At 72.3% G+C, this 26,653-nt stretch carries 19 protein-coding genes; 8 read left to right on the top strand and 11 right to left on the bottom strand.

Going from position 1 to position 26,653, the window contains the following annotated elements; translation table 11 throughout:
- Window positions 1–28 precede the first annotated feature (28 nt).
- The 5 genes from ACIQU3_RS09230 to ACIQU3_RS09210 are packed head-to-tail and all read right to left on the bottom strand — an operon-like array spanning window position 29 to window position 8,257.
- A complete protein-coding gene (locus ACIQU3_RS09230) occupies window positions 29–634 on the bottom strand; it encodes a GTP-binding protein (protein WP_403728323.1) in 606 nt (201 codons plus the stop codon).
- Complete coding sequence (locus ACIQU3_RS09225) at window positions 615–4,313, bottom strand: hydantoinase B/oxoprolinase family protein (RefSeq protein WP_403924142.1); 3,699 nt, start codon at window positions 4,311–4,313, stop codon at window positions 615–617. Before ACIQU3_RS09225 ends, ACIQU3_RS09230 begins: the two co-directional genes overlap by 20 nt.
- A gap of 24 nt (window positions 4,314–4,337) precedes the next feature.
- Complete coding sequence (locus tag ACIQU3_RS09220; RefSeq protein WP_403728327.1) at window positions 4,338–4,733, bottom strand: DUF742 domain-containing protein; 396 nt, start codon at window positions 4,731–4,733, stop codon at window positions 4,338–4,340.
- A gap of 9 nt (window positions 4,734–4,742) precedes the next feature.
- Complete coding sequence (locus ACIQU3_RS09215) at window positions 4,743–5,177, bottom strand: roadblock/LC7 domain-containing protein (RefSeq protein ID WP_031109090.1); 435 nt, start codon at window positions 5,175–5,177, stop codon at window positions 4,743–4,745.
- Window positions 5,174–8,257, bottom strand: coding sequence for a nitrate- and nitrite sensing domain-containing protein (locus ACIQU3_RS09210; protein WP_403924139.1), 3,084 nt, complete (start codon window positions 8,255–8,257; stop codon window positions 5,174–5,176). Before ACIQU3_RS09210 ends, ACIQU3_RS09215 begins: the two co-directional genes overlap by 4 nt.
- 419 nt (window positions 8,258–8,676) lie before the next feature.
- On the opposite strand from ACIQU3_RS09210, the gene ACIQU3_RS09205 reads away from it, so the two are divergent.
- Together ACIQU3_RS09205 and ACIQU3_RS09200 are read left to right on the top strand one after the other, a co-directional pair.
- Window positions 8,677–9,240: a hypothetical protein gene (locus tag ACIQU3_RS09205; RefSeq protein ID WP_403924181.1), complete on the top strand. Its 564-nt coding sequence runs from the start codon at window positions 8,677–8,679 to the stop codon at window positions 9,238–9,240.
- Between the two features lie 116 nt (window positions 9,241–9,356).
- The gene (locus ACIQU3_RS09200; RefSeq protein WP_403924136.1) at window positions 9,357–10,916 is read left to right on the top strand and encodes an APC family permease; all 1,560 of its coding nucleotides are present in this window, start codon (window positions 9,357–9,359) and stop codon (window positions 10,914–10,916) included.
- 148 nt (window positions 10,917–11,064) lie between these two features.
- Here ACIQU3_RS09200 and ACIQU3_RS09195 read toward each other — a convergent pair whose 3' ends face one another.
- From ACIQU3_RS09195 to ACIQU3_RS09180, 4 genes are all read right to left on the bottom strand, one after another.
- Window positions 11,065–15,696, bottom strand: coding sequence for a hypothetical protein (locus ACIQU3_RS09195; RefSeq protein ID WP_403924133.1), 4,632 nt, complete (start codon window positions 15,694–15,696; stop codon window positions 11,065–11,067).
- A 47-nt stretch (window positions 15,697–15,743) separates the two neighbouring features.
- Window positions 15,744–16,622: a hypothetical protein gene (locus tag ACIQU3_RS09190; protein WP_403728338.1), complete on the bottom strand. Its 879-nt coding sequence runs from the start codon at window positions 16,620–16,622 to the stop codon at window positions 15,744–15,746.
- A gap of 109 nt (window positions 16,623–16,731) precedes the next feature.
- Window positions 16,732–18,258 carry a hypothetical protein gene (locus ACIQU3_RS09185; protein ID WP_403728340.1) on the bottom strand — a complete coding sequence of 509 codons (1,527 nt, stop codon included), beginning with the start codon at window positions 18,256–18,258 and terminating at the stop codon, window positions 16,732–16,734.
- 71 nt (window positions 18,259–18,329) lie between these two features.
- Window positions 18,330–19,040: a GntR family transcriptional regulator gene (locus ACIQU3_RS09180; RefSeq protein WP_403728344.1), complete on the bottom strand. Its 711-nt coding sequence runs from the start codon at window positions 19,038–19,040 to the stop codon at window positions 18,330–18,332.
- Window positions 19,041–19,235: 195 nt separating this feature from the next.
- On the opposite strand from ACIQU3_RS09180, the gene ACIQU3_RS09175 reads away from it, so the two are divergent.
- Genes ACIQU3_RS09175 through ACIQU3_RS09155 form a run of 5 tightly spaced genes read left to right on the top strand, consistent with a single transcriptional unit; the run spans window position 19,236 to window position 23,621 of the window.
- Complete coding sequence (locus tag ACIQU3_RS09175) at window positions 19,236–20,537, top strand: MFS transporter (protein WP_381441246.1); 1,302 nt, start codon at window positions 19,236–19,238, stop codon at window positions 20,535–20,537.
- On the top strand, window positions 20,534–21,367 hold the full coding sequence (locus tag ACIQU3_RS09170) for a putative hydro-lyase (protein WP_403728347.1): 834 nt from the start codon (window positions 20,534–20,536) through the stop codon (window positions 21,365–21,367). The genes ACIQU3_RS09175 and ACIQU3_RS09170 overlap by 4 nt, the downstream gene beginning before the upstream one ends.
- A 15-nt stretch (window positions 21,368–21,382) precedes the next feature.
- Window positions 21,383–22,141: a LamB/YcsF family protein gene (locus ACIQU3_RS09165; protein WP_403728350.1), complete on the top strand. Its 759-nt coding sequence runs from the start codon at window positions 21,383–21,385 to the stop codon at window positions 22,139–22,141.
- Window positions 22,138–22,755, top strand: coding sequence for an allophanate hydrolase subunit 1 (locus ACIQU3_RS09160; protein WP_403924130.1), 618 nt, complete (start codon window positions 22,138–22,140; stop codon window positions 22,753–22,755). Before ACIQU3_RS09165 ends, ACIQU3_RS09160 begins: the two co-directional genes overlap by 4 nt.
- The gene (locus ACIQU3_RS09155; RefSeq protein WP_403924128.1) at window positions 22,752–23,621 is read left to right on the top strand and encodes a biotin-dependent carboxyltransferase family protein; all 870 of its coding nucleotides are present in this window, start codon (window positions 22,752–22,754) and stop codon (window positions 23,619–23,621) included. Before ACIQU3_RS09160 ends, ACIQU3_RS09155 begins: the two co-directional genes overlap by 4 nt.
- 392 nt (window positions 23,622–24,013) lie before the next feature.
- On the opposite strand, the gene ACIQU3_RS09150 is transcribed toward ACIQU3_RS09155, so the two are convergent.
- The gene (locus ACIQU3_RS09150) at window positions 24,014–25,432 is read right to left on the bottom strand and encodes a HEAT repeat domain-containing protein (protein ID WP_403728358.1); all 1,419 of its coding nucleotides are present in this window, start codon (window positions 25,430–25,432) and stop codon (window positions 24,014–24,016) included.
- A 300-nt stretch (window positions 25,433–25,732) separates the two neighbouring features.
- Window positions 25,733–26,125, bottom strand: a complete 393-nt coding sequence (locus tag ACIQU3_RS09145; RefSeq protein WP_403924125.1) for an ankyrin repeat domain-containing protein — start codon at window positions 26,123–26,125, stop codon at window positions 25,733–25,735.
- Window positions 26,126–26,423: 298 nt separating this feature from the next.
- Here ACIQU3_RS09145 and ACIQU3_RS09140 point away from each other — a divergent pair, with 298 nt between their 5' ends.
- A complete protein-coding gene (locus ACIQU3_RS09140) occupies window positions 26,424–26,618 on the top strand; it encodes a hypothetical protein (RefSeq protein ID WP_030843336.1) in 195 nt (64 codons plus the stop codon).
- Window positions 26,619–26,653: the final 35 nt, after the last annotated feature.

Raw genomic sequence — 26,653 nt, 5'->3', positions numbered from 1 at the left:
TACCGGCCGTATCCGGTCGTCCGGGGCGTCAGCCGGTCACGGCTTCACGGCGGTCCGCCGCGTACGCCATGGCGTGCTGGACGACACCGATGAGTGCTTCCTTGACCGATTCGCGGTCGCGGGCGTCGCACATCACGAGCGGCACGCCCTCGTCCAGGTCGAGCGCCTGGCGGACGTCGTCGACGGGGTAGCGGGGGGCGCCCTCGAAGCAGTTGACGCCGACGAGGAAGGGGATGGAACGCCGTTCGAAGTAGTCGACCGCGGCGAAGCAGTCCTCCAGGCGGCGGGTGTCGGCGAGCACGACGGCTCCGAGCGCGCCTTCGGAGAGTTCGTCCCACATGAACCAGAACCGCTCCTGGCCGGGCGTGCCGAAGAGGTACAGCACGAGGTCCTCGCGCAGGGTGATCCGGCCGAAGTCCATGGCCACGGTCGTCGTGTGCTTGCCTTCCACACCGCTGGTGTCGTCGACCGGGCGGCCGGCCTCCGTGAGCAGTTCCTCGGTGCGCAGCGGCCTGATCTCGCTGACCGCGCCGACGAGCGTGGTCTTGCCCACGCCGAAGCCGCCGGCCACGAGGATCTTGAGCGTGACGGGCTCGACCGGAGGCTTGCCGCGCTCAGAACGCCCGAAGATCATCGATTTCTTCTCCTGCTTGATGGGGGTCGGGCGACGGCGGGCCGTAGCCTCCGCCGCCTGGGGTTTCGATGACGAGTACGTCGCCGGTGACGAGGTCCGCGGAGTCGCTGCCTCCCAGTTCGGTCACCGTGCCGTCGGTGTGCTCCACCCGGTTGGCGCCGAGAGCGCCCGGCTCGCCGCCCGCCATGCCGTACGGGGCGACTCGGCGGTGCTGGGACAGGGTGGAGACAGTCATGGGTTCGAGGAAGCGGATCCGGCGGACGGCGCCGTCCCCGCCGTGCCACCGGCCGGCGCCGCCGCTGCCGCGCCGGACGGCGAACTCCTCGAGGCGCACGGGCAGTCGCCACTCCAGGACCTCGGGGTCGGTGAGGCGGGAGTTGGTCATGTGGGTCTGGACGACGGGTGCGCCGGGGAAGCCGTCGCCCGCGCCGGAGCCGGAGGCGACGGTTTCGTAGTACTGGTGGCGTTCGTTGCCGAAGGTGACGTTGTTCATGGTGCCGGAGCCCTCGGCCTGCACTCCGAGCGCCGCGTACAGGGCGCCGGTGACGGCCTGGGAGGTTTCCACGTTGCCCGCGACGACGGCGGCGGGTGGCTCGGGGGCGAGCAGGGAGCCGGGTGGGACGACGATGCTCAAGGGGCGCAGACAGCCGTCGTTGAGGGGGATGTCGTCGGCGACCAGGGTGCGGAAGACGTACAGGACGGCCGCGTTGACGACCGAGAACGGCGCGTTGAAGTTGGTCGGCAGCTGCGCGGAGGTGCCGGTGAAGTCAATGGTCGCGGCGCGCCGTCCGCGGTCCACGCGCACGGCCACGCGGATGACGGCCCCCGAGTCGGTCTCGTAGGCGTACTCCCCGTCGTCGAGGGCGTCGATGACGCGGCGTACGGCTTCCTCGGCGTTGTCCTGCACGTGCTTCATGTAGGCCTGGACGACGTCGAGGCCGTAGTCCTCGATCATGCGGCCGACCTCGTCGACGCCCTTGCGGTTGGCGGCGATCTGGGCGCGCAGATCGGCGAGGTTGGTCTGCGGATTGCGTGAGGGGTGGGGCGCGTCGGTGAGGAGGCGGAGGGTCTCCGCCTCACGGAAGCGGCCCTTCTCGGCGAGCAGCCAGTTGTCGAAGAGGACGCCTTCCTCCTCGATGGTGCGGCTGCCGGCGGGCATGGAGCCGGGTGCGATGCCGCCGATCTCGGCGTGGTGACCACGCGAGGCGACGTAGAAGAGGATCTTCGGATCCCGCGCTTCACGCTCCCGCGTGTCACTCTCCGTGTCGGGTGCCGGTGTCGTGTCGAAGACCGGCGTGATCACGGTGACGTCCGGCAAGTGGGTGCCGCCGTGGTACGGGTCGTTGACGGCGTAGGTGTCGCCCGGGCGCATACGGGGTCCGCGCCGGCGGATGACCTCCTTGACGCTGGTGCCCATGGAGCCCAGATGGACGGGGATGTGCGGGGCGTTGGCCACCAGATTTCCGTCCGGGTCGAAGAGGGCACAGGAGAAGTCGAGGCGCTCCTTGATGTTGACGGACTGGGCGGTGGATTCGAGGCGGGCGCCCATCTGCTCGGCGATCGACATGAAGAGGTTGTTGAAGACCTCAAGCAGAACCGGGTCGACTTTCGTGTCGAGTTCGGAACTCTGCGTAATCGCGGCGCGTTCCATGACCAGATGCCCGTCGTCGGTCGCCGCGGCCCGCCAGTCGTCGTCGACGACGGTCGTGGAGCCGGCTTCGGTGATGATCGCCGGGCCGGTGACGGTGTCGCCGGGGGGAAGTTCCTCGCGGCGGCGGAGGGGCACCTCGCGCCAGGTGCCGCCCGTGTGGAGGCGGACGGTCGGGGGCGCTGCGGAGCCGTGGCCGGAGCCACTCGGGGGCGTTGCTCCGGAGGCGGCTTCGTAGGGCGCGAGAGCGGACAGATCGGGGGGTGCGGTGATGCCGGTGGCTTCGACGGAGAGCGCTTCGACGACGATCGGGCGGTCGAGCGTGAAGGAGTACGTGGCGCGATGACGTTCTTCGAAGGCGTGCCGCATGGTGCCGGGCTCGGTCAGCTCGACGGTGAGGGTGGTGTCGGTGCCGTCGTAGCGGAGCTCTGCGCGGCGGGTAATCTCAATGTGCTCCTCGGGGACGTCCTCGGCGAGGAGTTCGGCGCGGGCCGCCGCTTCCAGGTCCTCGGCGGTCCTGTGGACGCCGGGCATCGACGCGGGCTCGAGGAGGGCTTCGACGGACTGCTCGCGCATGGCGGTGGTGTCGGCGAGGCCGATGCCGAGGGCGGACAGGACCCCGGCCATCGGGGGGACGAGAACGGTGCGGATGCCGAGGGAGTCCGCGACCATGCAGGCGTGCTGGCCGCCCGCGCCACCGAATGTGGTGAGGGCGTAACGGGTGACGTCGTGGCCCTTCTGTACGGAGATTCGTTTCACGGCGGACGCGATGTTGGCGACGGCGATCTGCAGGTACCCCTCCGCGACCTGTTCCGGCGTGCGGTCGTCGTCGGTCCGCTCTCCGATCTCGCGGGCGAGGGCCGTGAAGCGGTCGCGGACGAGTGCGTCGTCGAGGGGCTCGTCGCCGTTCGGGCCGAACACGTGCGGGAAGTGGGCGGGCTGGATACGGCCGAGCATGACGTTGGCGTCGGTGACGGCGAGCGGTCCGCCGCCGCGGTAGCAGGCGGGCCCCGGCTCCGCGCCCGCCGAGTCCGGCCCTACGCGGTAGCGGGAGCCGTCGAAGTGCAGGACCGACCCGCCGCCGGCGGCGACGGTGTGGATGTCGAGCATGGGGGCGCGCAGCCGGACACCGGCGATCTTGCTGGTGAAGACCCGCTCGTAGGCGCCGGCGAAGTGGGAGACGTCGGTGGAGGTGCCGCCCATGTCGAAGCCGATGACCCGGTCGAATCCCGCGAGCTGGGACATGCGGGCCATGCCGACGATGCCGCCGGCCGGTCCGGACAGGATGGCGTCCTTCCCGCGGAACGTCCCGGCCTCGGTGAGGCCGCCGTTGGACTGCATGAACATCAGCCGTACGCCTTCGAGCTCGTCGGCGACATGGCGGACGTAGCGGCGCAGCACGGGCGAGAGGTAGGCGTCGACGACGGCGGTGTCCCCGCGGGGCACGAGCTTCATCAGGGGGCTGGTCTCGCTGGAGAGCGAGATCTGCGGGAAGCCGATGCGGGCGGCGAGCTCTCCGACGGCCTGTTCGTGGGCCGGGTGGAGGTGGCTGTGCATGCAGACCACGGCGACCGCGCGGATGCCGTCGTCGTACGCCTGCCTGAGGGGCCCGGTGAGGGCGTCCAGATCGGGGGCGCGCAGCACGGTGCCGTCGGCGGCGATGCGCTCGTCGATCTCGACGACCCGCTGGTACAGCAGCTCGGGCAGCTCGATGCGGCGGGCGAAGATGCTCGGGCGGTTCTGGTAGGCGATGCGCAGGGCGTCGCGGAAACCCCGGGTGATGAGCAGGAGGGTGCGCTCCCCCTTGCGCTCCAGGAGGGCGTTGGTGGCGACGGTGGTCCCCATGCGCACGCTGTCGACGGGGTGGCCGGAGCCGGCCAGCAGGGTGCGGACGCCCTCGACCGCGGCGTCGGCGTAGCGTGCGGGATTGTCCGAGAGCAGCTTGTGCGTGAGCAGCCGGCCGTCCGGGCGCCGGGCGACGACATCGGTGAAGGTGCCGCCTCGGTCCACCCAGAACTGCCAGCCAGTCACGTCAGTACCCCGCTTCCGCGCTGCTCACAGCGCCCGGAGGCCGTTGATCACGTCGCGCAGAATACTCTCGTCCGGCAGCTCGGCAGGGGGAACGGGCCGGTTCACATGGACGAATTCCGCGTCCACGAGATCTCCGACGAGGACCCGTACCACTCCGATCGGCAGGTCGAGTTCCGCTGCGAGTTCGGCGACCGACTGCGGAAGGTCACGGCACAGTTCGACGATGTCCACATGCTCCGGGGAGAGCATGTGGTCCGCTTCCGGATCCTCCGCCTGCGGTTCCGCGACCACGACCGCGATCAGGTCCAGGCGGTGCTGGCCCTGGCTGCTGGTGCGGCCGCGGGTCATGGCGTACGGGCGGACGACCGGTCCGGCCTCGTCGTCGAACCAGTGGCTTCTTCCCTGACCGTCAGCGCTCATGCCATCCCACTACCCGCCTGCGGGCAGATCGGTGCGCGGTGCGGCGGCCAGATGCACGCCCACCCGCTTCACCAGGAGCGTCATCTCATAGGCGACCTGGCCGACGTCGGAGTCGGCGTCCGAGAGGACGGCGAGGCAACTGCCGTCGCCGGCCGCCGTCACGAACAGGAAGGCGTCGTCGAGCTCCACCACCGTCTGGCGGACGTTGCCCGCCTCGAAGTGGCGTCCCACGCCCTTGGCGAGGCTGTGGAAACCGGAGGCGACGGCAGCGAGGTGCTCGCTGTCCTCCCTGGTCAGGTCCTTGGACACGCCCGTCGGCAAACCGTCGCCGGAGAGCACGAGGGCCTTGCGGATGCTCGCGACGCGGTCCACCAGATCGTCGAGGAGCCAGTTCAGCTCCCCCTTGATGGTCGCGGTGTGGCCGGTCGCCTTCGGTGCGGTCATCGACCGTCCCCCTTTGTCGTTCCTTGTGGTGCTGCGCCGGTGTGGGCGGCATCGCCCCCGGCGTTCTCCGCACGGCCGCGCTGCCAGCCACGCTGGAGCGATGCCATGCGGCTGCGTACTTCCTCCGCGTCGCGTTCGACGGGCTCGGCCGTGTCCTCGCCGGACGGCGCGGAACTCCGCTTCAGCTGCGGGGCCAGGTTGGCCTGCCGGACGCGCCGGGGCAGCGGCGCGGTGCCGGAAGCAGGTGGCGCCGCGGAGCCGGTGCCCCGGGGCGCGTCGCCGGACCCGGTCTCCTGGTGCGGGGCGCCGCCGGTGGCGGCCGCCGCGGAGCCGGGGCGCCGGTCCGGCCGGGCCGGGCCGCTGGAGGCGATCTCCGCGCGGCGGGTCCGCCTCGGGAGGACGGACGGCTCCGGCCCGTCGCCGACGCCGCCCGAGGGGGCCGGGGGCTCCGTCTGGTCCCGCTGGTCCTCGTTGCGGCTCACGGCGCTGATGCCACGGCGGGCAGGGTCCGTGCCGCGGCGGCGGGCAGGCAGCGGCGGCGGTGCCTCGGGGAGGGCTTCGCCGCGACGGCTGCCGGTAGAAGGGCCCTCGGTGCGGCGGGCCGGAACGGCGGGAGCGGGTTCGGGCGCTGACCGGCCGGTGTCCCGGCCGGGAGTGGGCTCCTCGCCCCGGCGGCGTGACGGGAGCGCGGAGGTTGGGCTCACGTCCGTTCGGCCGACGGCCGGGGTGGTCTCCTCGTCCGTCCTCGCCCGCCGGGGGCGCTGCTCGGTCACCGGGCGTCCATGGGAGCTGACCAGCTTGGGGGTGTGGCGGCGGGGCAGCGCGACCGGGTCGCTCAGCTCGGCGCCGCTGTCGGGCCGGTTCCCAGTGCTGCGGGCGTCGGCGGGCTGCCGGCGCGGATCGGTGCGGCGGCCCGCGGACTCGTCCGGGTCACGGGTGAGGGAGTGGCGGGGGCGGAACAGGCCGCCGTGTTCGCTGTCCTCGTCCTCGATGGCGCCCGGGAAGCCTCCGACGGTGTCGAGGTCGACGGGGGCCTCCAGCTCGACCGGGCCGTCCAGCAGGGAGGCGGGCAGACCCGGGCGCTGCGCGGGCGCGTGGGACAGTGCGGCGCGGCGGCTGTCCTGCGGCTCCTTCTCCGGGGCGAACTGGGGGCGGTCGAGACGGAATCCGATGCCGTTGGTGTCCGGGACGTCGTCGGTGAGCAGCGTGTCGGGGATGAAGACCACGGCGGTGGTACCGCCGTACGGGGAGGGCTGGAGGGAGACCCTGACGTTCTGGCGCTGGGCGAGCCGGCTGACCACGAACAGGCCGAGCCGGTCGGTGTCGGACAGTTCGAACTCCGGTGTCTCGGCGAGCCGGAGGTTGGCGTCCAGGAGTGCCTCAGCGGCCATGCCGAGACCACGGTCGTGGATCTCCAGGGTGAAGCCGTTGGCGACGCGCTCGCCGAGGACCTGGACGGCGGTGTGGGGCGGGGAGAAGACCGTGGCGTTCTCCAGGAGTTCGGCCACGAGGTGCGTGAGGTCGGCGACGGCCGGGCCGGTGATGGCGTTGCGGGGAAGGCGGCGGACCTCGATGCGCTCGTAGTCCTCGACCTCTGCGACGGCGGCGCGTACGACGTCCATGAGCTGTACGGGTTTGCGCCACTGACGGGACGGTGCGGCACCGGAGAGGATCACGAGGCCCTCGGCGTGCCGGCGCATACGCGTGGTCAAGTGGTCGAGGCGGAACAGGTCGGCGAGTTCCTCGGTGTCCTCGGTCCGGCGCTCCATGGCGTCGAGCAGGGTGAGCTGCTTGTGGAGGAGGACCTGGCTGCGGCGCGCGAGGTTGACGAAGACCTCGGACACACCGGCGCGCAGTTCGGCCTGCTTGACGGCGGCTTCGACGGCCGCGCGCTGCAGGGTGTTGAGGGCCTGGCCGACCTCACCCATCTCGTTCTTGTCGTATTCGAGGCGCGGGACCTCGGTCTCGACGTCGACCTGTTCGCCCGCGGAGAGGCGGCGCATGACGCTGGGCAGGCGCACTCCGGACGCTTCGTGGGCCTCCAGGCGCAGTTGCCGCAGATCACGGATCAGGGTGCGGCCGACGCGTACGGAGAGGAAGAGGGAGAGCAGGAGCGCGATCAGGCCGAGGGCCCCGGCGATGACCGCCTTGGCGATGACGCCGACGGCCACGGGGTGGACGCGGTCCTGGTAACGGTCGTTGGCCTGGTCGTTGAGAGTGCCGAGCTCGTCGAGCACGTTGCCGGCGGCGCTGTCCCAGCTCTTGGCGGAGACGCCGCGGGGGGTGCCGGCGCCGGAGGAGACGGCTGCTTCCTCGGCCACGCGCAACGGTGCGGAGGAGGCGTTCTTCCAGAAGCTCTGGTAGCGGTCGCGCTCGGCCACGGGCAGCAGCGGCAGGTTGACGTCGTACATCAGGGTGCGCTGGGCCACCAGGTCGGAGACGTCCCGCTCCTCGGAGTGGGAGATCCTGCCGACGATCAGGGCGGAGCCGAGGAGGGCGTCCTCGCGGGAGAGCAGTTCGCGGGCGCGGGCGAGATTGACCAGGGCGCGGTACTGCTTGTCCAGTTCAATGTTGTCGACGACGTGCAGGTTGGCGAGCAGGACGTAGCAGGGGTCGACGAGCCGGTTGTAGAGGTCCAGGGCCTGGGTGCGGTTGACGGTGCCGTCCTCGACGCTGCGGCGCAGCGACTCGATGCCGTCGAAGCCGTCCAGGACGGCGGTGAGCCGCTCGTCGGTGTCCGCGCCCATCGCGTCCCGCACATCGGGGTTCCGGGCGTTGTCGCGGATGCCGCTGATGGCCTCGTCGGTGGCGGTACGGCTGCGCCGGAGCGCGGTGAGGCCGTCGGAGGCGCGGGGGTCGGCGAGGTAGACGAGGGTCTGGCGGCGTTCCTCCTGGAGGACGCGGACGGTGTCCTCGATGGGGTAGCCGATCTTCTCCACCACGGACGACACGTTGAACAGGTCGGCCGCCTCGCGTCCCGTGAGCACGGTGGCGAAGGTCCAGATCGCGGTCAGGGACACAAGCGGCACGAGAAGCAGCGCCACGATCTTCCGGCGGATGGACTTCCCGCGAAAGCGCATGGCCTCCCCCTGCTCGGACCCCCCGCTACCGGGGGTACACATGTGCGTCAACAAACGGCGCGAGCCTACTACCGACCCACAGGGAACTCGAAGACCGGTCCGGAACCTGAACTTCCGCGCCAGCCACGAGGCATGGCGAGTTGTCCGGGCATTGCGGGAGTTGTCTGCCCGTAATCGATGGTGGCGACGCGGCCCAACACCCGAACGCTGTTCGGGCGGTTGGCTGAAACTTTTCGGTTTTCGGGAATCTTCGTGAACGGTCGTTCGTCCTTCCCTACGGGAAACGGGGGCGGAAACGGCCAGAGGAGCCGCGTTGCGCACCTGGGCGGCGTAAGACAGCGCAAGCCGGGCAGCCACTGGGGAGCACGGGTCTTCGGATGCGAGCGAGCGGTCTGCTGGCGGTGGGGAGTGACACGGTGATGGGCACGGCGGAACGGCGCGGTGCGCCCAGGGCGGGCGGGGCGCAGCTGACGGGGCGCAGGGACCTGGCAGCTACCGAACGCGACATCCCCGAGGCCGGGACGGAGCCTTCGGGACAAGACAGTGGGTCTCCGGCTCACCAGGCGGGTCGCGGCGCTCGTGAGCAGCAGCACTACCGGCCCCTGTGGGTCGAGGAACCCGCGCGGCGGCGGCGCTTGCCGGATCCGGTGCGGACGGCGGCCGTGCGTGCGGTTCTCCTCATCGCCGTGACCCTGATCCAGGCCATGGTGGCCTTCCTGTGCACGATGGCCGGGTCCTGGCTGGCATTCCCCATGGTGATCAGCAGTGTGGTCAGTACGATCGCGGCCACATGGGGAGCGCTCGACGTGTGGGTGACCCGCCAGGTCTGGAACCAGCGCCACGGCGTGGTGTCCGTGCCCAGCAGTACCGCGCGGGCACTGCGGCGGGAGCGGCGCCGGACACGGCGGCAGGAGCGTGCCGCCGAGCGCGCACAGGGGCGGATACGCCGGCGGGGCGGGGCCGGGCAGTTGTCCCACTCGTGAAGCCCGGCGGCCGGGTACGGGTGATCGACATCGCACCTCTGGCGTAACACCCGCCTCGCACCTCAGGGTTGGATCAACTGATCGAACAAGCCTGAGAAACCCAGCGAGGAACCGCCATGAGAACCACCCCGCAGTCCACCGCCCCAGACGGCCGGGACGACGCCGAACTCACCGAGTTCGGCTACAGACCCGAGCTGAAACGCACGCTCGGCAACTTCCACACCTTCGCCGCGGGGATCAGCTACATCTCGATCCTGACCGGCACCTTCCAGTTGTTCTACTTCGGCTACGGCAGCGGCGGCCCGGCCTACTGGTGGTCGTGGCCGATGGTCTTCGTCGGGCAGTTCATGGTCGCCCTCTGCTTCGCCGAGCTCGCCGCCCGCTATCCCGTGGCGGGTTCCGTCTACAACTGGTCGAAGAAGATAGGCAATCCGCATCTGGGCTGGCTCGCCGGCTGGATGATGCTGATCGCCTCGATCGTCTCCATATCGGCCGTCGCGCTGGCCTATCAGCTGACGCTGCCGCAGATCTCGTCGTTCTTCCAATTCGTGGGGGACGGCACCGGCACGTACGACGTGGCGACCAACGCGGTCATCCTGGCCGCGGTGTTGATCCTGTTCACGACCCTTGTGAACGCATTCGGCGTCAAGTTGATGGCACGGATCAACACGGCGGGCGTGTTCATCGAGTTGATCGCCACCGTCGTACTGATCATCCTGTTCGCGGTCCACATCACGCGCGGTCCGCAGGTCGTCCTGGAGACGCACGGCACCGGCGCGGGTTACGGAAACGGTTACCTCGGCGCCTTCCTGGTGGCCTCGCTGGCCTCGGCGTACGTCATGTACGGCTTCGACACGGCCGCGTCGCTGGGTGAGGAGTCCCTGGACCCGACCCGGAACGCGCCGCGCGCCATCATCCGGGCGATCGTGGCCTCCTTCGTCCTGGGCGGCCTCATCCTGCTCCTCGCGCTGATGAGTGTGTCCAGCCTGAAGGGCGAGAAGCTCTCCACGGACGGCCTGCAGTACATCGTGCTGGACGTGCTCGGCCCGACGGCCGGCAAGGCGATGCTGTGGTGCGTGCTGATCGCGGTGACCGTGTGCGCCCTGGCCGTGCACACGGCGGCGGTCCGGCTGGCGTTCGCGATGGCCCGCGACAACAACCTGCCTGCGTCCTCGAAACTGGCCAAGTGCCACCCGCGGTTCCAGACGCCGGTCCTGCCGACCGTGATCATCGGGATCCTGGCGCTGGCGATCCTGGTGGTCAACATCCGCCAGCCGCAGATCTTCACCGTCGTCACCAGCATCGGCATCATCATGATCTACCTCGCCTACCTGGGCGTCACGGTGCCGCTGCTGGTCGCGCGGCTGCGCGGGAAGTGGCAGCCCGCGGAGGGGGGCCGGTTCTCCCTGGGCCGCTGGGGCCTTCCGGTCAACATCCTCGCGGTCCTGTGGGGCTCGGCCATGACCCTCAACCTGATCTGGCCGAGGTCCGCCGTCTACAACGCCGCGGCTCCCTACCACTGGTACCTGCGCTGGGGTGCGGTGCTGTTCGTCGCCGTCATCGCGGGCGGCGGCTTCGCCTACTACTGGTTCGTCCAGCGGCACCGGACGGGCGTGCTCGCGGAGCACCGTTCCGAGGCCCCGGCCGCCGCGCCCGTCGCACCGGCGGCCGACTGAAGGCGGAGGGGACACCACGAGGGGGTGCAGAGGCCGCTGGTCACCGGGCCGGTCATGCCCGGCCGCGTCGCCGGTGCCCCCTGCATCACCACCACGATGATCGGCCGGCAGAGCGCGGATCTCCTGGCCCGCGGGAGGACGCCGCGGGCTAGGAGACCGGGCGTTTGTACATCCTGGTGGCCGTGATCTCGCTGTGGACCGCCTCCCCCGCCCGGGGCTGCTGCGGCAGGCCCGGGCGGAGGTGCTCCTCGACGCTGATGTACTTGAGGCCCGCCCTCAGGTCGGCGTCGTTGCGCATGCGGATGACCAGGGGGAACTCGGCCAGCGCGGTGGTGTCGAACAGGCCCGTGGTGTACAGGAGCTGCACACCGAGGGCGTCAGACACCGCCCGCTGGAGTTCCAGCAGGTACGTGGCGTTGGCACGGCCGATGGGGTTGTCGAGGAACAGCGTGCCGGCGTGCCGGTGCTTGTCGCGGCCCCGGTCGTTCGAACGCAGGGCGGCCATCGTGCAGTACAGGGCGATGGCGGCGGTGAGGAGCTGCCCGCCGGAGAAGACGTCGCCCATCTGCCCGACGGGGACCCGCTCGGCGCGCAGCACCGCGTCCGGCTTGAGGATCTCGACGGCGACGCCCTTGGGCTGCAGAGCGGCGGCGACGCCCCGCAGCAGCAGGGACATGCCGTCGCGGCGCAGGTCGGAGTTCTTCTTGACGGCGGCGCGGGTCGCCTCGTCGATGACCTCACCGAGCCGCTCGGTGAGGGTGGCCTGGTCGGGTTCCTCGAAGCGGATGCGGAGGAACTCCTGCCCCGACCACTCGCCGAGACCCTCCGGGAGACGGGAGAGCCGCTGGGCGGAGCGCAGGGTGGCCAGGGCCGACTCGACCAGGCCGCGCAGGCGGTCCACGATCGAGTCGCGGTTGCGTTCCAGCTGCTCCAGTTCGTCGGTGAGGACGCGCAGGCGGGGTGCGAAGGCGTCCGCCCACTTCTGGGCGTGCTCGGGCAGTGCGGACGCGGGCAGTTCGCGGATCTGCTGCCGGGCCGGGGTGCGGACCTGCTCGTAGCGGGTGGAGTTGGCGTGCCGGACGAGGATGTCGCTCGCCTCGCGGACGGCGGCCTCGGCGGCGGACAGGTCGGCGGCGCAGCCGCGCAGGGAGCGCCGGGCCTCGGCGGCCGCCTGGCGGGCCTCCTCCGGGCTGCCGGCATAGGGCTCGGGCTCCTCGTGCTCCTCGTCCGTGGTGTGCTCGCGCAGCAGGTCGCGGAGCATGGCGGCGATCTCGTCGAAGCCGCTCGCCGCGTCCTCGGCGGCGCGGTGGGCGTCGAGGAGCTCGGCGTGCGCCTCGCGTGCCTGCTCCAGCGCCTCGGTGCGGGAGGCGAGTTCGGCCGTGGCGGTGCGCAGCAGGGTCTGCGCGTGTTCGGTGTCGCGGGGCTCGAGGTCCTCGGGCAGGTCGGTGTGGGTCGCGCCGTCGTCGGCGGGAGCGAGGCGTTCGGCCTCGCCGCGCAGCCGCCCGAGCTGCTCGCTCGCGGTCGACATCCGCGTCTCCAGAAGCTGCACCAGTTCCTCGGCGCGGGCGGCGGCGGCCTGACGACTGGGGCCGTCGGAGCCGTCGGGTGATTCGAGGAGCTGCTCCGCGCGCGTGCGGACCTTGTTGCTCAGCCGGTCCAGTTCCGCGCGGGCCGCGCTCTCGTCGCTCTCCGCACGGGCCTGCTCGGCGCGCAGGTCGGCACCTACGCCGACCTTCTCGTACACCTGGGACGCGGCCCGGTAGGCCTCGCGCAGCGCGGGCAGGGAGGCCTTGGGCGTCTGCTCCTCGTCCTCGGGCACGTCGTCGGGGGCGCCCGCGATCTCGGAGCGCTCGGCGCGCAGGGCACGGGCGGTGCGGCGGGTGTCGTCCGCGGCGCGCTGGGCGGCGCGCCGGTCCTCGTCGGCGGCCCGGGCCCGTTCCAGGCAGGCCTGGGCGCTCGCCTCGGACTCGGCCGCCTCGTCGGCCAGGTCGCGCAGCTTCACCTGCCAGCCGGCCCGCTCGCGCAGCCGGAAGGCGAGCCCGGCGAGGGCGTCGGCGGAGCGGCGGGCCTTCTGCGCTGCCTCCTGCCGCTCGTCCCGGACATGTGCGGCCTCGGCGGCGACCTCGTCGGCCTCGGCCCGGGTGGTGCGGGCCTCGGCGAGTTCGGCCTCCGACTCCTCGGCGAAGTCGCGGGTGTCGTGAGCCGCACGGGCCAGTTCGGTCAGCCGGCCGGCGGGGCAGCCGGCGCGCCAGGAGGCGAGCCGGGCGGACAGTTCGCGGTCCTTGCCGAGCCGGGCGGCGAGCGTGCGGATCTCCTCGTCCCGTTCGGTGGCCCGGGCGCGCAGCGCCTGCCGCTCCTCGTCGGCGGCATGCTCGTCGTGCATGGCCGGGTTCGGCGGGACCAGGAACACGTCGCCGCCGTCGGTGTCCGGAGCAGGTGTCGGGGCGAGCAGGGCGGCGGCGGTGCCGACCGCCACGGCGGAGCGGGGCAGCAGCGCCGCGTCACCGAGGGCCTCCCGGGCGCGGGCATGGGAGTCGGGGTCGGTGATGATCACGCCGTCGACCAGCTCGGGCCGGGCGGCCAGCACACGCGCGTGGTCGGCCGGGTCGACGGCCTGGGCGAGATAGCGCCAGCCGGGCAGCGCGGGGATGCCGTGCTCGCCGAGGAACTCGACCGTGGCCAGGACGTCCGGGCCGGGCGGCAGGAGTCCGCCGTCACCGAGGGCGCCGAGGATCCGCGAGTCGTCCGCGGCGGCCGTGCGCAGGTCGAACAGCTGCCGTTCGGCGGAGGAGACGGCGTCATCGAGCAGGTCGCGCAGCTCGTCGGCGAAGCGGTCGAGTTCTTCGGCGGTGAGTCCCTGCTCGCCGGCGGCCGACTGCGCGGTGGGCTCACCGTCCGTGTCGTGGCGGGGCTGGGGAATGCCCGGGCGGGGCTGAGGGGCCAGGCTGAGCAGTTCCGCCAGCCGCTCCTCCCCCGCCAGTGCCTCGGCGGTGCGGCGCTCGGCCTCGTAGGACCGCTCCGCCGCCGTGGCCGCGTCGGCGGCGCGGGCCGCGGTCAGTTCCGCGCGGGACTCGGCGGAAGCGGCTTCACGCGCCTGCTCCGTGGCGCGGCGGGACGCCTCGCGGGCCGCGTCCCAGGCGGCGACGGCGGTCTTCTCGGCGTCGCTGGCGGCCAGGGCGGCGCGGGCCGGGTCGGCGTCCGGCGCGGAGTCGTCGAGCCAGCCCGCGCGGACCGCCTCGGCGGTCTCCTGCTCGACCTCGGCGAGGCGCTGCTTGAGGTGCCCGATCTCGCTGCGGGCGCGCTGGGCCTGGGTGGCGGCGGCGGTGGAGTCCCGGTAGGCCGCGTCGCTGACCTCCTGGAGGGCGGCGGAGCGCTCCTCCTCCTCGTTGGCGTGGCTCTCCGCCTTCTCCGCGGCCGCGTGCAGGGCCCGTACGAGGTCGACGGCGGCCTTGGAGCGGGCGGCCAGGGCGGGGGCGGCGTCGCGCTCGGCCTCCTGGATGGCGGCGGACACGCGGGTGACGCGGTCGGAGGCGGCGCGGTGGCGCAGTACGGCCTCGGCGGCCTGCCACGCCGAGAACAGGGTGCGGGCGTCGGCGAGTTCACGCTTCTGCGCGGCGGCGGACTTCTCGGCTCCGGCGAGCGCCAGCGAGGCGTGCCGGTAGGCGAGTTCGGCGGAGATCAGCGCGCTGCGCTCGCGGGCCGCCTCGGCGTGGGTGACGGCGTACGCGGCGGCGGTGACCCGCTGGGCGAGGTCCGCGGCCCTGACCCGCTCCTGCACGCCGCGCGCGGACAGCCTGCGCGCCAGGGTCCGGGTACGGCGCTCGGCTGCGGCGTGGACGTCCCTGGCGCGTGAGCGGGTCTCGGCGGCCTCGACGATCCGCCCGAGGAGGTCGACGGACCCGGCGGTGAAGTCGCGTTCGGCGATCAGCTCGGCGCGCCGGCCCAGCTTGTTGCCGAAGCCGCTGACCAGGTCGGCGAGCCCGTCGGTGTCACGGGTGTCGGTGACGGCACGCAGCAGCAGGTCGGTGAAGTCGGCGTCCTTCTTGACGGCGAAGAGACCTGCCGCCTCGCCCTCGTCGGCGTTCATCTCGCGCTGGTAGCGGAAGAGTTCGGGGTCGAGGCCGAGGTCGCCGAGGTGCTCGATCCAGCGGTCGTGGATCTCCTCCCAGTGGACCTCCAGGTGCGGGTAGGTCTTGCCCGCCTCCGTGAGGGCGTCGCGGAAGCCCTTCATGGTGCGGCGCCGCCCACGGGCAGTGGACTGGCCTTCGGCCGGGGCCCGTACGGCGGTGGCCTCGGCCACGGGGAGGTTGTCGAGGCTCAGCCCGGGGCCGGGGCGGAAGGAGTACCAGGCCTCGGCGAACTTCCGCGGGTCGTTGGAGACCTGCCGTCCGCGCCACTCGCTGACCTTGCCGACGACGACGCATTCGCCGGTCAGCACGTGCTGCCACTCCAGTGCGACGTGTCCGCAGTCGTCGGCGAGCAGGAACTTGCGCAGCACGCCGGAGCTGGCGCCGCCGAGGGTGTTGCGGTGGCCCGGCAACATCACGGAGAAGATCAGCTTGAGCAGCACCGATTTGCCGCCGCCGTTCTCCAGGAAGAGCACGCCGGCGGGCGCGGGCCGGCGCGGCGGGCCGACCGGCTCCTCCTCGAAGAACTCCGCCTGCGTGGGCGCGGGGTCGGGCACGATCTCGCCCACACCCCGCAGGTCAAGCACGGTGTCGGCGTAGCGCGCACCGGCGGGACCGATCGAGTAGAGACGGACCCGGGACAGCTCGTACATGGCGGACTCTCGTAAGTCTTCGTGAAGTGCGTGAAGTGGCGGGTGGTTCAGGAGGAGTGGAAGGGCAGCGCGGCGTCGGCGACCAGTTCCAGGTCGTCGCTCTCCTCGGCGGGCAGCAGCGTCGGCGTGCCGTCGGTGACCGGGACGACCCCCAGGTCCAGCAGCTCGGCCATGGCGGCGCTGCCGGCCATGTCGCGGACCTGGAGCTGGTACCGGGCGGTCGTGCGGTACGTGCCGCCGTGGTCGTCGCCGGTGCGTTGCAGGAAGCCGGACTCGGTGAGGAACGCGGCGGCCTTGGCGACGATGCCGGTGGTCGAACCGGCCAGGCGGCGGGCGTCCTTGGTGGCGCCCGTCGCGCTGCGCCGCACCCAGATCCGCCAGGCGGCCTCGAGTCCGGGGGCGTCGGTGGCCGGGTCGGTGTTCTCGCCCTGCTCCTCGGCGCGCTCCTCCAGCCGGCGGCAGGCCTGGCGCACGAAGGCGTCGACGCCGTTGACCGTGACCCGGCCGATGTAGCCGTCGTCGGCGAGGTCCTCGGGGCGCGGAAAGGCCATGGCGGCGACGGCGAGATGGGCGAGCCCGTGCAGGAACCGGTCGCCGCCGTCGGCGGACGTACGACGCGCGTAGTCACCCATGCGGACGGCGAACACCGAGTCCTCGGCGGCGGTCACGGCCATGCCCGCGCGCGGGGACACCTCCAGCACGATCAGCCCCAGCCCGGTCGCCACGGCGTCCGCGAGCCGTGCGAACGGCGGGTCCTCGCGGTACCTCCGGAGCAGGTCCGCGTACTCCTGGTCGCGGGCGGGCTGCAGTTTGGGTTGCAGCCCGAACGACACGAGCCGAGCCGCGTCGGCGGCGTCGGCGGGAGTGACGGCGGCGGCCGCCGGGGCCGGGCCCTCCGGCTCACTCCACTCGACGTGCTCGCTCACGACTTGAACTCCTTGACCTTGTAGACGAGGTTGCGGGCAGCGCCCTCAGGGGCGCGGGAAACTGCGCGGTCGGCCACGACGGCGTCGCAGCCGCCCACCGGCGGGAGCATTACGCGGCCTCCGTCCGGTCCGCCGCCATCCCCGCGGCGTCCAGCAGGGCGGTGCCGACGATCAGGTCCGCTCCGCCGAACTCCGGGTCGTCGAGCTCGGTCCCGTCGTCCACGGCGAACAGCAGCTTCTGCTCGCCCTGGCGGTAGGCCGTGCCGACCGGCGGGCTGGCGGCGTGCACCGCCAGCAGGGCCACCAGGTACGGCAGCTCGGGATCCTGCCGCCGGGCCTGCGCCAGCAGCCCCGACAAGCGGCGCGGCGCGTCCGCGGGCAGGTCGAGCAGCTCCTGCGCGGCGGCCAGCTGCTCCTCGCTGAACCGGCTGTCGTCCGGTGTGGCGATCAGGTCGGGCTCGGGCATCTCCGCGCCCAGGTGCTCCCGCTCCACGGGCGGCGTCAGCAGTATGTCGACCAGGTCGCCGACCCGGACGGACACGGGCGTGCGCAGCCCGGTGCCGCGGCCGAAGAAGGCGTCGGTGACACGGACGGCCTGCTCCAGCGGCAGCGGCAGGACGGGCGCGAGGAGGTGCCCGTAGAGGTCTGTCCCCGAGGTCGTCATCGGGGTGGCGAAGGCCTGCCGGTCCTGTTCGGCACGGAACAGCGGTCCGGCCTCCAGCAGCCGGGACTGCAGCTGGGTGTGCCGGCGGATGCAGTCCTTGACGATGTCGACCAGCTCGGCGGTGCGGCGCTTGTGCTCGGGGTCCTCGGACTCGTCGCGCGCCTTGCGGATGTTGGTGAGGATCGCGTTCTCGTGGCGGTAGCGGTCGGCCACGTGCTCCAGGGCCTCGGCGATCATGTCGGGCACGGCGGAGAGCCAGTCCACCGCGCGCACGTTGCGCCGGGTCGCGTCCAGGGCGCGGCGCAGGGTTTCCGAGTACTGCACGGTGCGGTAGCGGGCCTGTTCGGCGGCGAGCTGGGCGTCGGCCAGCCTGCCGCGGCTGATCAGCACCTCCAGCTTGACCTCGGCGGCGATCTGCGCGCTGGTGACGTCCGTGTCGAGGGCGCCGACGAGGACGTTGACCGCCTCGTCCGTCGTGCGGAGGTAGACCGTGCCGCCGGGGCCGGGGACCTCCTCGAGCAGCTTGAAGTCGTAGTCACGGCGCACATAGCTGCCGTCCGCGCCGAACGTGCCGTAGACCGCGCGGAAGCCGCGGTCGACGCTGCCGACGTTGATCAGGTTCTCCAGGACCCAGCGTGCCACGCGTTCGTGCTCGGCGGCGGGGCGCTGCGGCGCCTGGGCTGCGATGCGCGGGATGAGGCGGGCGACGATCTGGTCGTGGTCCGCGCCCGTGTCGAAGTCCATGTTCAGGGTGACCAGGTCGATGGCCGCGAGGGCCACCTCCGACATGCCGTACACCGAGTACTCGCCGGCCAGGTTGGCCTTGCGCGCGTCCAGGTCGTGCAGCGGCGCCGTGCAGGCGAGCGCGCGCAGGCGCCGCGCCAGGCCCTCGTCGGCGGCCGGCCCCGGGGCGGGGCGCGGCCCCGCGCTGAGCTGGGGCGGAACGCTGTCCGTCGATGCAGGCGAAGTCACGGTGCACAGACTAGGTCCTGGGTCTGACAACCACCCAAACGACGCGGGTGCGCCCGGCTGAGCCACGCTCCTCAGCGGGGCGCCCCTGGGCCGTCCTCGCCGACCCGCCGCCGGTACACCTCGACCACGCGTTCCAGCGAGTCGTCGAGGTATCCGGCGAGCAGGTGTTCGGCTTTCTTCCGGTTGCCGTCCTGCAGCGCCTCCAGAATCGCGACATTTCGCGCAATATACGGTTCGTGCAATCGCTGCGGCTCGTCCACCACGTGGAAGGCCAGCCGCAGTTCGGCGAAGACGCTGCGCATCAGCTCGGCAGTGCGCTCGCTCGCGGCGAGGGCGACCAGCTCCCGGTGGAAGTGGATGTTCGCGGTACCCACCGCCTTCCAGTCACCTTCCCGGGCCGCCACCCGCCCCTGCTCGACCGCTCCGGCGAGCCCTTCCAGGCCGTACGGCGGCTCGCCGAGGCCCCGGACGACGGCGCACTCGACGAGCCGGCGGGTGCGGTAGATGTCCTCGACGTCGTCGACGGTCAGGACCCGGACGAAGACGCCCCGGTTCAACTCGTGGACGAGCAGGCGCTCGTGCGTGAGCAGCCGGAACGCCTCGCGCAGCGTGTTGCGCGAGACGCCGAGCGCGCCTCCGATGCTGTCCTCCGACAGGCGGGTCCCGGGCGGGAAGTAGCCCTCGGCGATCCGGCTCCTGAGGATGTCCGAGACCCGCTCCGCGGTGCTGGTGCGCCCCAGGAGGGCCCGGTCGTCGGCGAGGTCCTTCAGCTGCTCTGCCATGCCGGAATTCAATCGCAGATCACAAGAAGAACCAACACGGGTATTGAGGGATCGTTGAACAATCCTCTACGGTGCTACGCACAGCGTCGCGGCGGCGGGGCCGCTTTCCCCACCGCTTCCCCATCCGGCGCCGATCGCCTCCGTACGGCACGGCTCACTCCGAAGCACTCTCCGTCCTCCCTCTGCGAGGTGCCCATGAGCACGACCCCTCCACCGCAGGCCCAGCTCGACGACCCACGCCCCGCGACCACCGAACGCACCTCGGACGACGGGGCGTTCGGCTGGCTGCGCGCCCTGGGCCCGCGTGGCCGACGCGCCTTCACCGGCGCCTTCGGCGGCTATGCCCTGGACTCGTACGACTACTTCACGCTGCCGCTCAGCATGGTCGCGCTGTCCGCCTACTTCGGCCTGAACAGCGGCCAGACCGGTCTCTTCACCACGGTCACGCTGGTGGTGTCCGCGGTCGGCGGCGCCCTGGCCGGCGTACTCGCGGACCGCGTGGGCCGGGTGAAGGCGCTGATGCTCACGGTGATCACGTACGCGGTGTTCACCGTCGCCTGCGGTTTCGCGCCCAACTACGAGACCCTGCTGGTCTTCCGTGCCCTCCAGGGCCTCGGTTTCGGCGGCGAGTGGGCCGTCGGCGCGATCCTGGTCGCCGAATACGCGAGCGCCAAGCACCGGGGGCGCACGCTCGGCGCGATCCAGAGCTCCTGGGCCGTGGGCTGGGGCCTCGCCGTGATCGTCTACACCCTGGTCTTCTCCGTGGCCGGCGACGACCTGGCCTGGCGCATCATGTTCTGGACCGGGGCGCTGCCCGCGCTGCTCGTCATCTGGCTGCGGCGCAGTGTGCACGACGCCCCCGAGGCGGCCGCGGCACGTGAACAGAGCGCGGAGAAGGGCTCGTTCACGGCGATCTTCAAGCCCGGCCTGCTGCGGATCACCCTCTTCGCAGGACTGCTCTCGACCGGCGTCCAGGGCGGCTACTACACGCTGGCCACCTGGGTGCCGACCTATCTGAAGTCCGAGCGCGACCTGTCGGTCGTCGGCACCGGCGGCTATCTGACGTTCCTCATATCGGGCGCCTTCATCGGCTACCTGACCGGCGGCTACCTCACCGACAAGCTGGGCCGGCGGCGCAACATCTGGCTCTTCGCCCTGCTGTCGGCGCTGTGCATCCTGGCGTACGCGAACATCCCGAGCGGCGCCAACACCCTGCTGCTGGTGCTCGGTTTCCCGCTCGGGTTCTGCATGTCGGCGATCTTCAGCGGCTTCGGGTCCTACCTGAGCGAGCTGTACCCGACGGCGGTGCGCGGGACGGGGCAGGGCTTCACGTACAACACCGGCCGCGCGGTGGGTGCCGTGTTCCCGACGACGGTCGGGTTCCTGGCCGACAGCTGGGGCGTCGGCGGCGCCCTGGTCTTCGGAGCGATCGGCTACGGCATCGCGGCGCTGGCACTGCTCGGGCTGCCGGAGACGCGCGGGAAGGAGCTCGCGTGAACCCCACGAGCACCGGGACCGAGGACCGTCCCGTCGTCCTGGTCGACGAGCAGGCACACGCGTGGAGCCCCGCAACCGCCCGGGCCCGCTTCCGGGATGGCCTGACGGGCCCCACGGCCGGAGTCGCGGCGGGCCACACCCAGGCCAACCTGATCTCGGTCCCCGCCGACTGGGCCTACGACATGCTGCTGTTCTGCCAGCGCAATCCCAAGCCCTGCCCGGTCCTCGACGTCACGGACGCCGGCTCCTGGAGCACCGTCCTGGCCGACGGCGCGGACCTGCGCACCGACCTGCCGCGCTACCGGGTGTGGCGGGACGGCGAGCTGGTGGACGAGCCGACGGACGTGCGCGCGTACTGGCGGGACGACCTGGTCTCGTTCCTCATCGGGTGCAGCTTCACCTTCGAGTGGGCGCTGGGCGAGGCGGGCGTGCCGATCCGCCACGTCGAGCAGGGCCGCAACGTCCCGATGTACGTGACGAACCGCCGGTGCCGGCCGGCGGGGCGGCTGCGCGGGCCGCTGGTGGTGTCCATGCGGCCGGTGCCGCCCCGGCACCTGGCGGCGGCGATCCGGGAGAGCAGTCTGCTGCCGGCGGTACACGGCAGCCCCGTGCACTGCGGTGATCCCTCGGGCCTCGGCATCGACGACCTCGGCCGCCCCGACTTCGGGGACCCGGTGGACGCCGAGCCGGACGACATCCCGGTCTTCTGGGCCTGCGGGGTGACCCCGCAGGCGGTCGTGACGGCCTCGCGTCCGCCCTTCGCCCTCACCCACGCACCGGGGCAGATGTTCCTCACCGACGCCCGCGACGAGCAGTACCGCGTGGCCTGACAGGAGACACCGCACATGACCTCGATCGACCTGAACGCCGACCTCGGCGAGGGCTTCGGCCGCTGGCGGCTCACCGACGACGAACAGCTGCTGTCCGTCGTCACCAGCGCCAACGTGGCGTGCGGCTTCCACGCCGGGGACGCCGCCACCATGCGCCGGGTGTGCGAGCTGGCGGCCGAGCGCGGGGTCCGGATCGGCGCCCAGGTGTCCTACCGGGACCTGGCCGGGTTCGGGCGGCGCGCCATGGACGTGCCGCCCGCCGAACTGACGGCGGAAGTCGCTTACCAGATCGGCGCGTTGGAGGTCTTCGCGCGCGCGGCCGGCGCCCGCGTCGCCTACGTCAAACCGCACGGCGCGCTCTACAACCGGGTCGTGCGCGACGAGGAGCAGGCCGCCGCGGTCGTCGACGGCGTGCTCCTGGCGGACACCGCGCTGCCCGTCCTCGGGCTGCCCGGCTCGCGCCTGCTGGAGCTGGCCGGGAAGGCCGGACTGCCGGTCGTCACCGAGGCGTTCGCGGACCGGGCGTACACCGACGAGGGCACCCTGGTGCCGCGCACCTTGGAAGGCGCCGTCGTCACCGACCCGGACGCCGTCGTGGAACGCTCCCTGGGCCTGGCCCGTTCCGGCGAGGTCGTCTCCCGCTCGGGGACGCGCGTCGAGGTCCGCGCGCGTTCGCTGTGCCTGCACGGCGACACCCCGGGCGCGGTGCAGCTGGCGCGCCGGGTGCGCGAGCGGCTGGAGGCGTCGGGGGTCCGGGTGGAGGCCTTCGCATGAACGTGCTGCCCGTCGGCGAGGACGCCCTGCTCGTCGAGGTCTCCTCGGACGACGAGGCCCAGGCGCTGCACGCGGAGCTGCTGCGGCGCCGTGCGGAGGGATCGCTCGCGGTCCGCGAGATCGTGCCCGCGGCCCGCACGGTCCTCCTCGACGGCCTCGACGCCCCGGCCCGGCTGGCCGCCGAACTGTCCGCCGCCGACCTGCCGCCCGCTCCCCCACGCGCGCGTGACGTCGTGGAGATCCCGGTGCGGTACGACGGCCCGGACCTGGCCGACGTCGCCGCCCACTGGGGCGTGCCGCAGAAGGAGGTCGCCCGCATCCACGGTGACACCGAATTCCAGGTCGCCTTCTGCGGCTTCGCACCCGGCTTCGGCTACCTCACCGGTCTGCCGCCGCGCTATGACGTCCCGCGCCGGGCCACACCGCGCACCGCCGTCCCGGCGGGATCGCTCGCCCTGGCGGGCCCGTACACGGGCGTGTACCCGCGCTCGTCGCCGGGCGGCTGGCAGTTGATCGGCACGACGGACGCGGTGCTGTGGGACCACGCCCGCGTACCGGCCGCGCTGCTGTCGCCGGGCACGCGCGTGCGGTTCGTCCCCGAGGCGGGGTCATGACGGACCGTGCGCTCGCCGTCGTCCGGGCCGGGGCCCTCACGACCGTGCAGGACGCGGGCCGTCCCGGTCACGCCCATCTCGGCGTGCCCCGCTCAGGGGCCCTGGACCGGCCGGCCGCGGACCTCGTCAACCGGCTCGTCGGCAACCCGCCCGGGGCGGCCGTGCTGGAGACGACCCTCGACGGCTGTGCCGTACGCCCTCGTTCGACCGCCATGGTGGCGGTGGCGGGTGCGCCCTGCCGGGTCACGGTGGACGGACGGCCCGCCGCCTGGGGGGCGCCGGTGCGGGTGCCCGCGGGGGCCCTGCTGGACGTCGGACCCGCCGTGTCGGGCGTACGCGCCTACCTTGGTGTCTCCGGAGGCGTCGCGGTCGAGCCGGTGCTCGGCAGCCGGTCCACGGACCTGCTGTCGGGGCTCGGTCCGCCCCCGCTCACGGACGGCACGGTGCTGCCTCTGGGACGACCGACGGGCGGGCACGCGCGCGTGGACGTCGCCCCGCAGCCGGCGCCGCCGGACGAGCTGGTCCTCCGGGTGACGCTCGGCCCGCGGGACGGCTGGTTCACTCCCGGGGCCGTACGCACCTTCGTCTCCCGCCCGTTCTCGGTGTCCTCCGCGAGCAACCGCATCGGGCTGCGCACCGAGGGACCCGCGCTGGAGCGGGCCCGGCCGGGTGAACTGCCCAGCGAGGGCATGGTGCTGGGCGCCGTACAGGTCCCGCCGGACGGCAGGCCGGTGGTGTTCCTCGCCGACCATCCGACCACCGGGGGTTACCCGGTGATCGCCGTGGTCCGCGCCGCCGACCTCCCGGCAGCGGCCCAGGCCGTCCCGGGCACTCCGGTCCGCTTCGTGGCCGTACGCCGCCGCTAGGGCCCCGCGGCTGCATCAGTCCGGACGACCGGTCCCAGGCGGCGTCCGGCTGCTCCGTCACCGACGGGGCAGCGAGCGCGGCGGACACGGCGGCCGAGGCCCTCACATCGAGCCGCGCGCGACGAGGTGCCGGGCGGTCTGGAGCGCGCAGTGGGCCACGCCGTTCACGCCGGGGGGAAAGGATTCGGTCACGATGACGACGCGCATATCGGTGTTGTCGCCGTGCCGGACGTGGCCGCGTCAACGTGGATCTTTCCGGCCGAGGAACGTCCCATGAGCGTCCGATGCGCACCCCCGCAGGTCAGGTGGTGTCCATCCCCTCCTGACCCGCGGGTCACCCCCAGTTCACCCTGGAGGCGCGAATCCGCCCCGGCATCCTCTTCGGGAGGGGGTCACACAGCGGTCTCCTCGGGACCGATCCGGCTGCGTACGGCCGTCTGGACCTCGGCTTCCTCGGCCGGGTCGGAGGCGAGTCGGCGCAGTCGCTCGACGACGCGGGTGTCCCCGGTCTCGGCGTGCCGGGCGGCGATCTCCCGGGTGGTCTCCTCGCAGTCCCACAGGCACTCGACGGCGAAGCCAGTGGCGAAGGAGGGGTCGGTGGCGGCGAGGGCCCGGGCGGCCCGGCCGCGCAGATGGGAGGAGGCGGTCTCGCGGTAGATGTGGCGCAGCACGGGTGCGGCGCAGGCGATGCCCAGCCGGCCGGTGCCGTCCACGAGGGTCCACAGGGTCGGCGCGTCGGGACCTTCGCCGCGTACGGCCTCCCGCAGCGCCGCGAGGACCAGGTCACGGTCCTGGACCCCGCCCCGGCAGGCGAGCACGCGCCCGGCGGCGGCGCCCAGCGGGTCCGGGCGCCGGGCCCAGCCGCGCGCCCGGTCCACGGCTGCCAGGGAGCGCATCCGCTCGAAGGCGTCGACGGCCGCGTCCACGACGAGGGCCGAGCCGCTGGCCACGGCGCCCTCGATCAGGTCGAGGGCCTCGGGATCGTTGGCGTCGGCGAGGTACCGCAGAGCCGTGCACCGGGCTCCGTCGCTGCCGTCCTTCGCCGCCTGCACGATCTCGGCCCGGTCCTCGGGCCCCGCCACGGCGCTGAGACAGCGGGCGGCCGGCACATGGAGGGCGGCTCCGCGCTCGATGCCCTGCTGGGCCCACGCGAAGACGGCCTGCACGCTCCAGCCCGGGCGGGGCCCGGAGGGTCGCATCTGTCGCTGCCAGCGGTCGAAACAACCCGTCTCGTGAGCGGCACGCACACGTGCGGCGACGGAGTCGCGGGGATCCTCCGCCCACAGCCGCCACGGACGGGGCTCGAAGGCGTCCCGGACGGTGGCGGCCAGCTCGGCGTCGCCCTCCGGGTCGGCCGGGAACCGGGCGAGCACGGGGGCGGCGAGGGCACGCAGGCCCGCGTCGTCGTCCCTGAGGGCGAGTTCGTCGAGGGCCCAGGCCCAGTTGGAGCCGTGGGCGGCGTACCTGCGCAGCAGCTCGAGCGCGTCCCGCCTGCCGTAGGAAGCGAGGTGCCCGAGGACTGCGAGGGCGAGCCCGGTGCGTGACTCGTCGCCGTCCAGTACGTCCTCGGCGCAGAAGAGATGGGCCTCGACCTCGTCCAGCTCGCCGTTCAGGTCGAGGTAGAGGCGGGCGTAGTAGAGGGAGCGGTTCTCCACCTGCCAGTCGTGGCGGGGATCGCGCAGCACACAGTGGTTCAACGCAGCAAGCGCTTCGGGGCGCGGGGCGGTGAGCGCGTGCAGCGTGCCGTCGCCGCGGCCCCGCTGAAGCAGGCCGAGCAGCGTACCGCTGGGCGCTATGACCGGATCGAACATGGGAAACAGCCTCACATCAAGCGTCGACGCAACCGGGGACGTGTACTACCTGGCCGCGTGACAACACGTCGGAGCGCCCGCCGTTTCCTGCTTGCTGTAGACCATCTTCCTCTGCCTCTCGTCGGTGGCCCTTGCGGACCGCGTCACGGCCCGCGCGGTGCGGCAAAACCTGCCCAACCATCACGTCCGTGAACCACGTCGTCATGATGACTCGGCACTTCCGTCTGCCGCGACCGAAATTTCGGCGGCCCTTTACCGCCTCCCCCGTTTTCGTTGTCGTTCCAGGTCAGACCGGTCGGCTCAGTGCTCGCCGAACAGTTCGAGCAGTTCCGTCCGGCCGAACATCCGGGCGGTGTCGAGCGCCGAGGGCGTGCCCGCGGACGGGTCGGCGCCGCCCTCCAGGAGGACCTTGATCACGTCTGTCTCGCCCTTGAAGACGGCCCCGGCGAGCGGGGTCTGGCCTCGGTCGTTCACACGGTCGGCCTCGGCGCCGCGCTCCAGCAGCGCGCGCACCGCGTCGGAGTGGCCGTGGTAAGCGGCGAGCATCACGAGCGAGTCGCCGCGGTCGTTGGTGAGGTTGGCCGGAACGCCCGCGTCGACATACGCGACGAGCGGCTCGGTCTGTCCCCGCCGGGCCAGATCGAAGATCTTGGTCGCCAGCTCCACGACCTCGGGGTCGGGGGCTTCGGTCATCGGGCGGACCGCCTCTCCACTACGCATCGCCTCCGGTGCGTACGCCTGCGAGGGGCGCAGCCGTACGAGTGAATCGCCAGGGTACTGGCTCGCGTGGCACATGACCCGATGTGCCCGAGGTAAAGATCAACACAGACCCGGACAAGCGCAGCAGGCCGGTCCTGCCGGGCCCGGTGCCACTCCGCCACTCGGGGGAAATAGTAAGAATTTCACCCAGTTGCACCTTTTATCGTATGGATACATCCTGTGAGCCTGGAAGTACTCATGGTGACTGTCCCCGCGAACCAGGAGAACTCAAATGATCCTCTCCATCTCAGGTGTGGTCCTGCTCGGCATCGTCGTCTTCATCTTCTTCCGCAAGGACGGACTGAAGGCGTCGCATGCCGTGGTCGCCATGCTGTTCGGCTTCTACCTGGCCAGCACGGCCATCGCCCCGAGCATCAAGGCGGGCGGCGAGAGCCTGGCGAGCCTGCTCGGCGGGATCAAGTTCTGACGCCCCCGCTCCCCGTACGCATCCCGCCCGTACGC

The sequence above is a fragment of the Streptomyces sp. NPDC101110 genome (assembly GCF_044759525.1).
Lineage (GTDB): Bacteria > Actinomycetota > Actinomycetes > Streptomycetales > Streptomycetaceae > Streptomyces.
This window is presented reverse-complemented; position numbering and strand designations above follow the sequence as displayed.

Bases quoted from the DNA above. Each gene is read 5' to 3' on its own strand.
- ACIQU3_RS09230 (WP_403728323.1), bottom strand. From the start codon at position 634: ATGATCTTCGGGCGTTCTGAGCGCGGCAAGCCTCCGGTCGAGCCCGTC.
- ACIQU3_RS09220 (WP_403728327.1), bottom strand. From the start codon at position 4,733: ATGAGCGCTGACGGTCAGGGAAGAAGCCACTGGTTCGACGACGAGGCC.
- ACIQU3_RS09215 (WP_031109090.1), bottom strand. From the start codon at position 5,177: ATGACCGCACCGAAGGCGACCGGCCACACCGCGACCATCAAGGGGGAG.
- ACIQU3_RS09210 (WP_403924139.1), bottom strand. From the start codon at position 8,257: ATGCGCTTTCGCGGGAAGTCCATCCGCCGGAAGATCGTGGCGCTGCTT.
- ACIQU3_RS09205 (WP_403924181.1), top strand. From the start codon at position 8,677: ATGGGCACGGCGGAACGGCGCGGTGCGCCCAGGGCGGGCGGGGCGCAG.
- ACIQU3_RS09200 (WP_403924136.1), top strand. From the start codon at position 9,357: ATGAGAACCACCCCGCAGTCCACCGCCCCAGACGGCCGGGACGACGCC.
- ACIQU3_RS09195 (WP_403924133.1), bottom strand. From the start codon at position 15,696: ATGTACGAGCTGTCCCGGGTCCGTCTCTACTCGATCGGTCCCGCCGGT.
- ACIQU3_RS09180 (WP_403728344.1), bottom strand. From the start codon at position 19,040: ATGGCAGAGCAGCTGAAGGACCTCGCCGACGACCGGGCCCTCCTGGGG.
- ACIQU3_RS09175 (WP_381441246.1), top strand. From the start codon at position 19,236: ATGAGCACGACCCCTCCACCGCAGGCCCAGCTCGACGACCCACGCCCC.
- ACIQU3_RS09165 (WP_403728350.1), top strand. From the start codon at position 21,383: ATGACCTCGATCGACCTGAACGCCGACCTCGGCGAGGGCTTCGGCCGC.
- ACIQU3_RS09160 (WP_403924130.1), top strand. From the start codon at position 22,138: ATGAACGTGCTGCCCGTCGGCGAGGACGCCCTGCTCGTCGAGGTCTCC.
- ACIQU3_RS09155 (WP_403924128.1), top strand. From the start codon at position 22,752: ATGACGGACCGTGCGCTCGCCGTCGTCCGGGCCGGGGCCCTCACGACC.
- ACIQU3_RS09150 (WP_403728358.1), bottom strand. From the start codon at position 25,432: ATGTTCGATCCGGTCATAGCGCCCAGCGGTACGCTGCTCGGCCTGCTT.
- ACIQU3_RS09145 (WP_403924125.1), bottom strand. From the start codon at position 26,125: ATGACCGAAGCCCCCGACCCCGAGGTCGTGGAGCTGGCGACCAAGATC.
- ACIQU3_RS09140 (WP_030843336.1), top strand. From the start codon at position 26,424: ATGATCCTCTCCATCTCAGGTGTGGTCCTGCTCGGCATCGTCGTCTTC.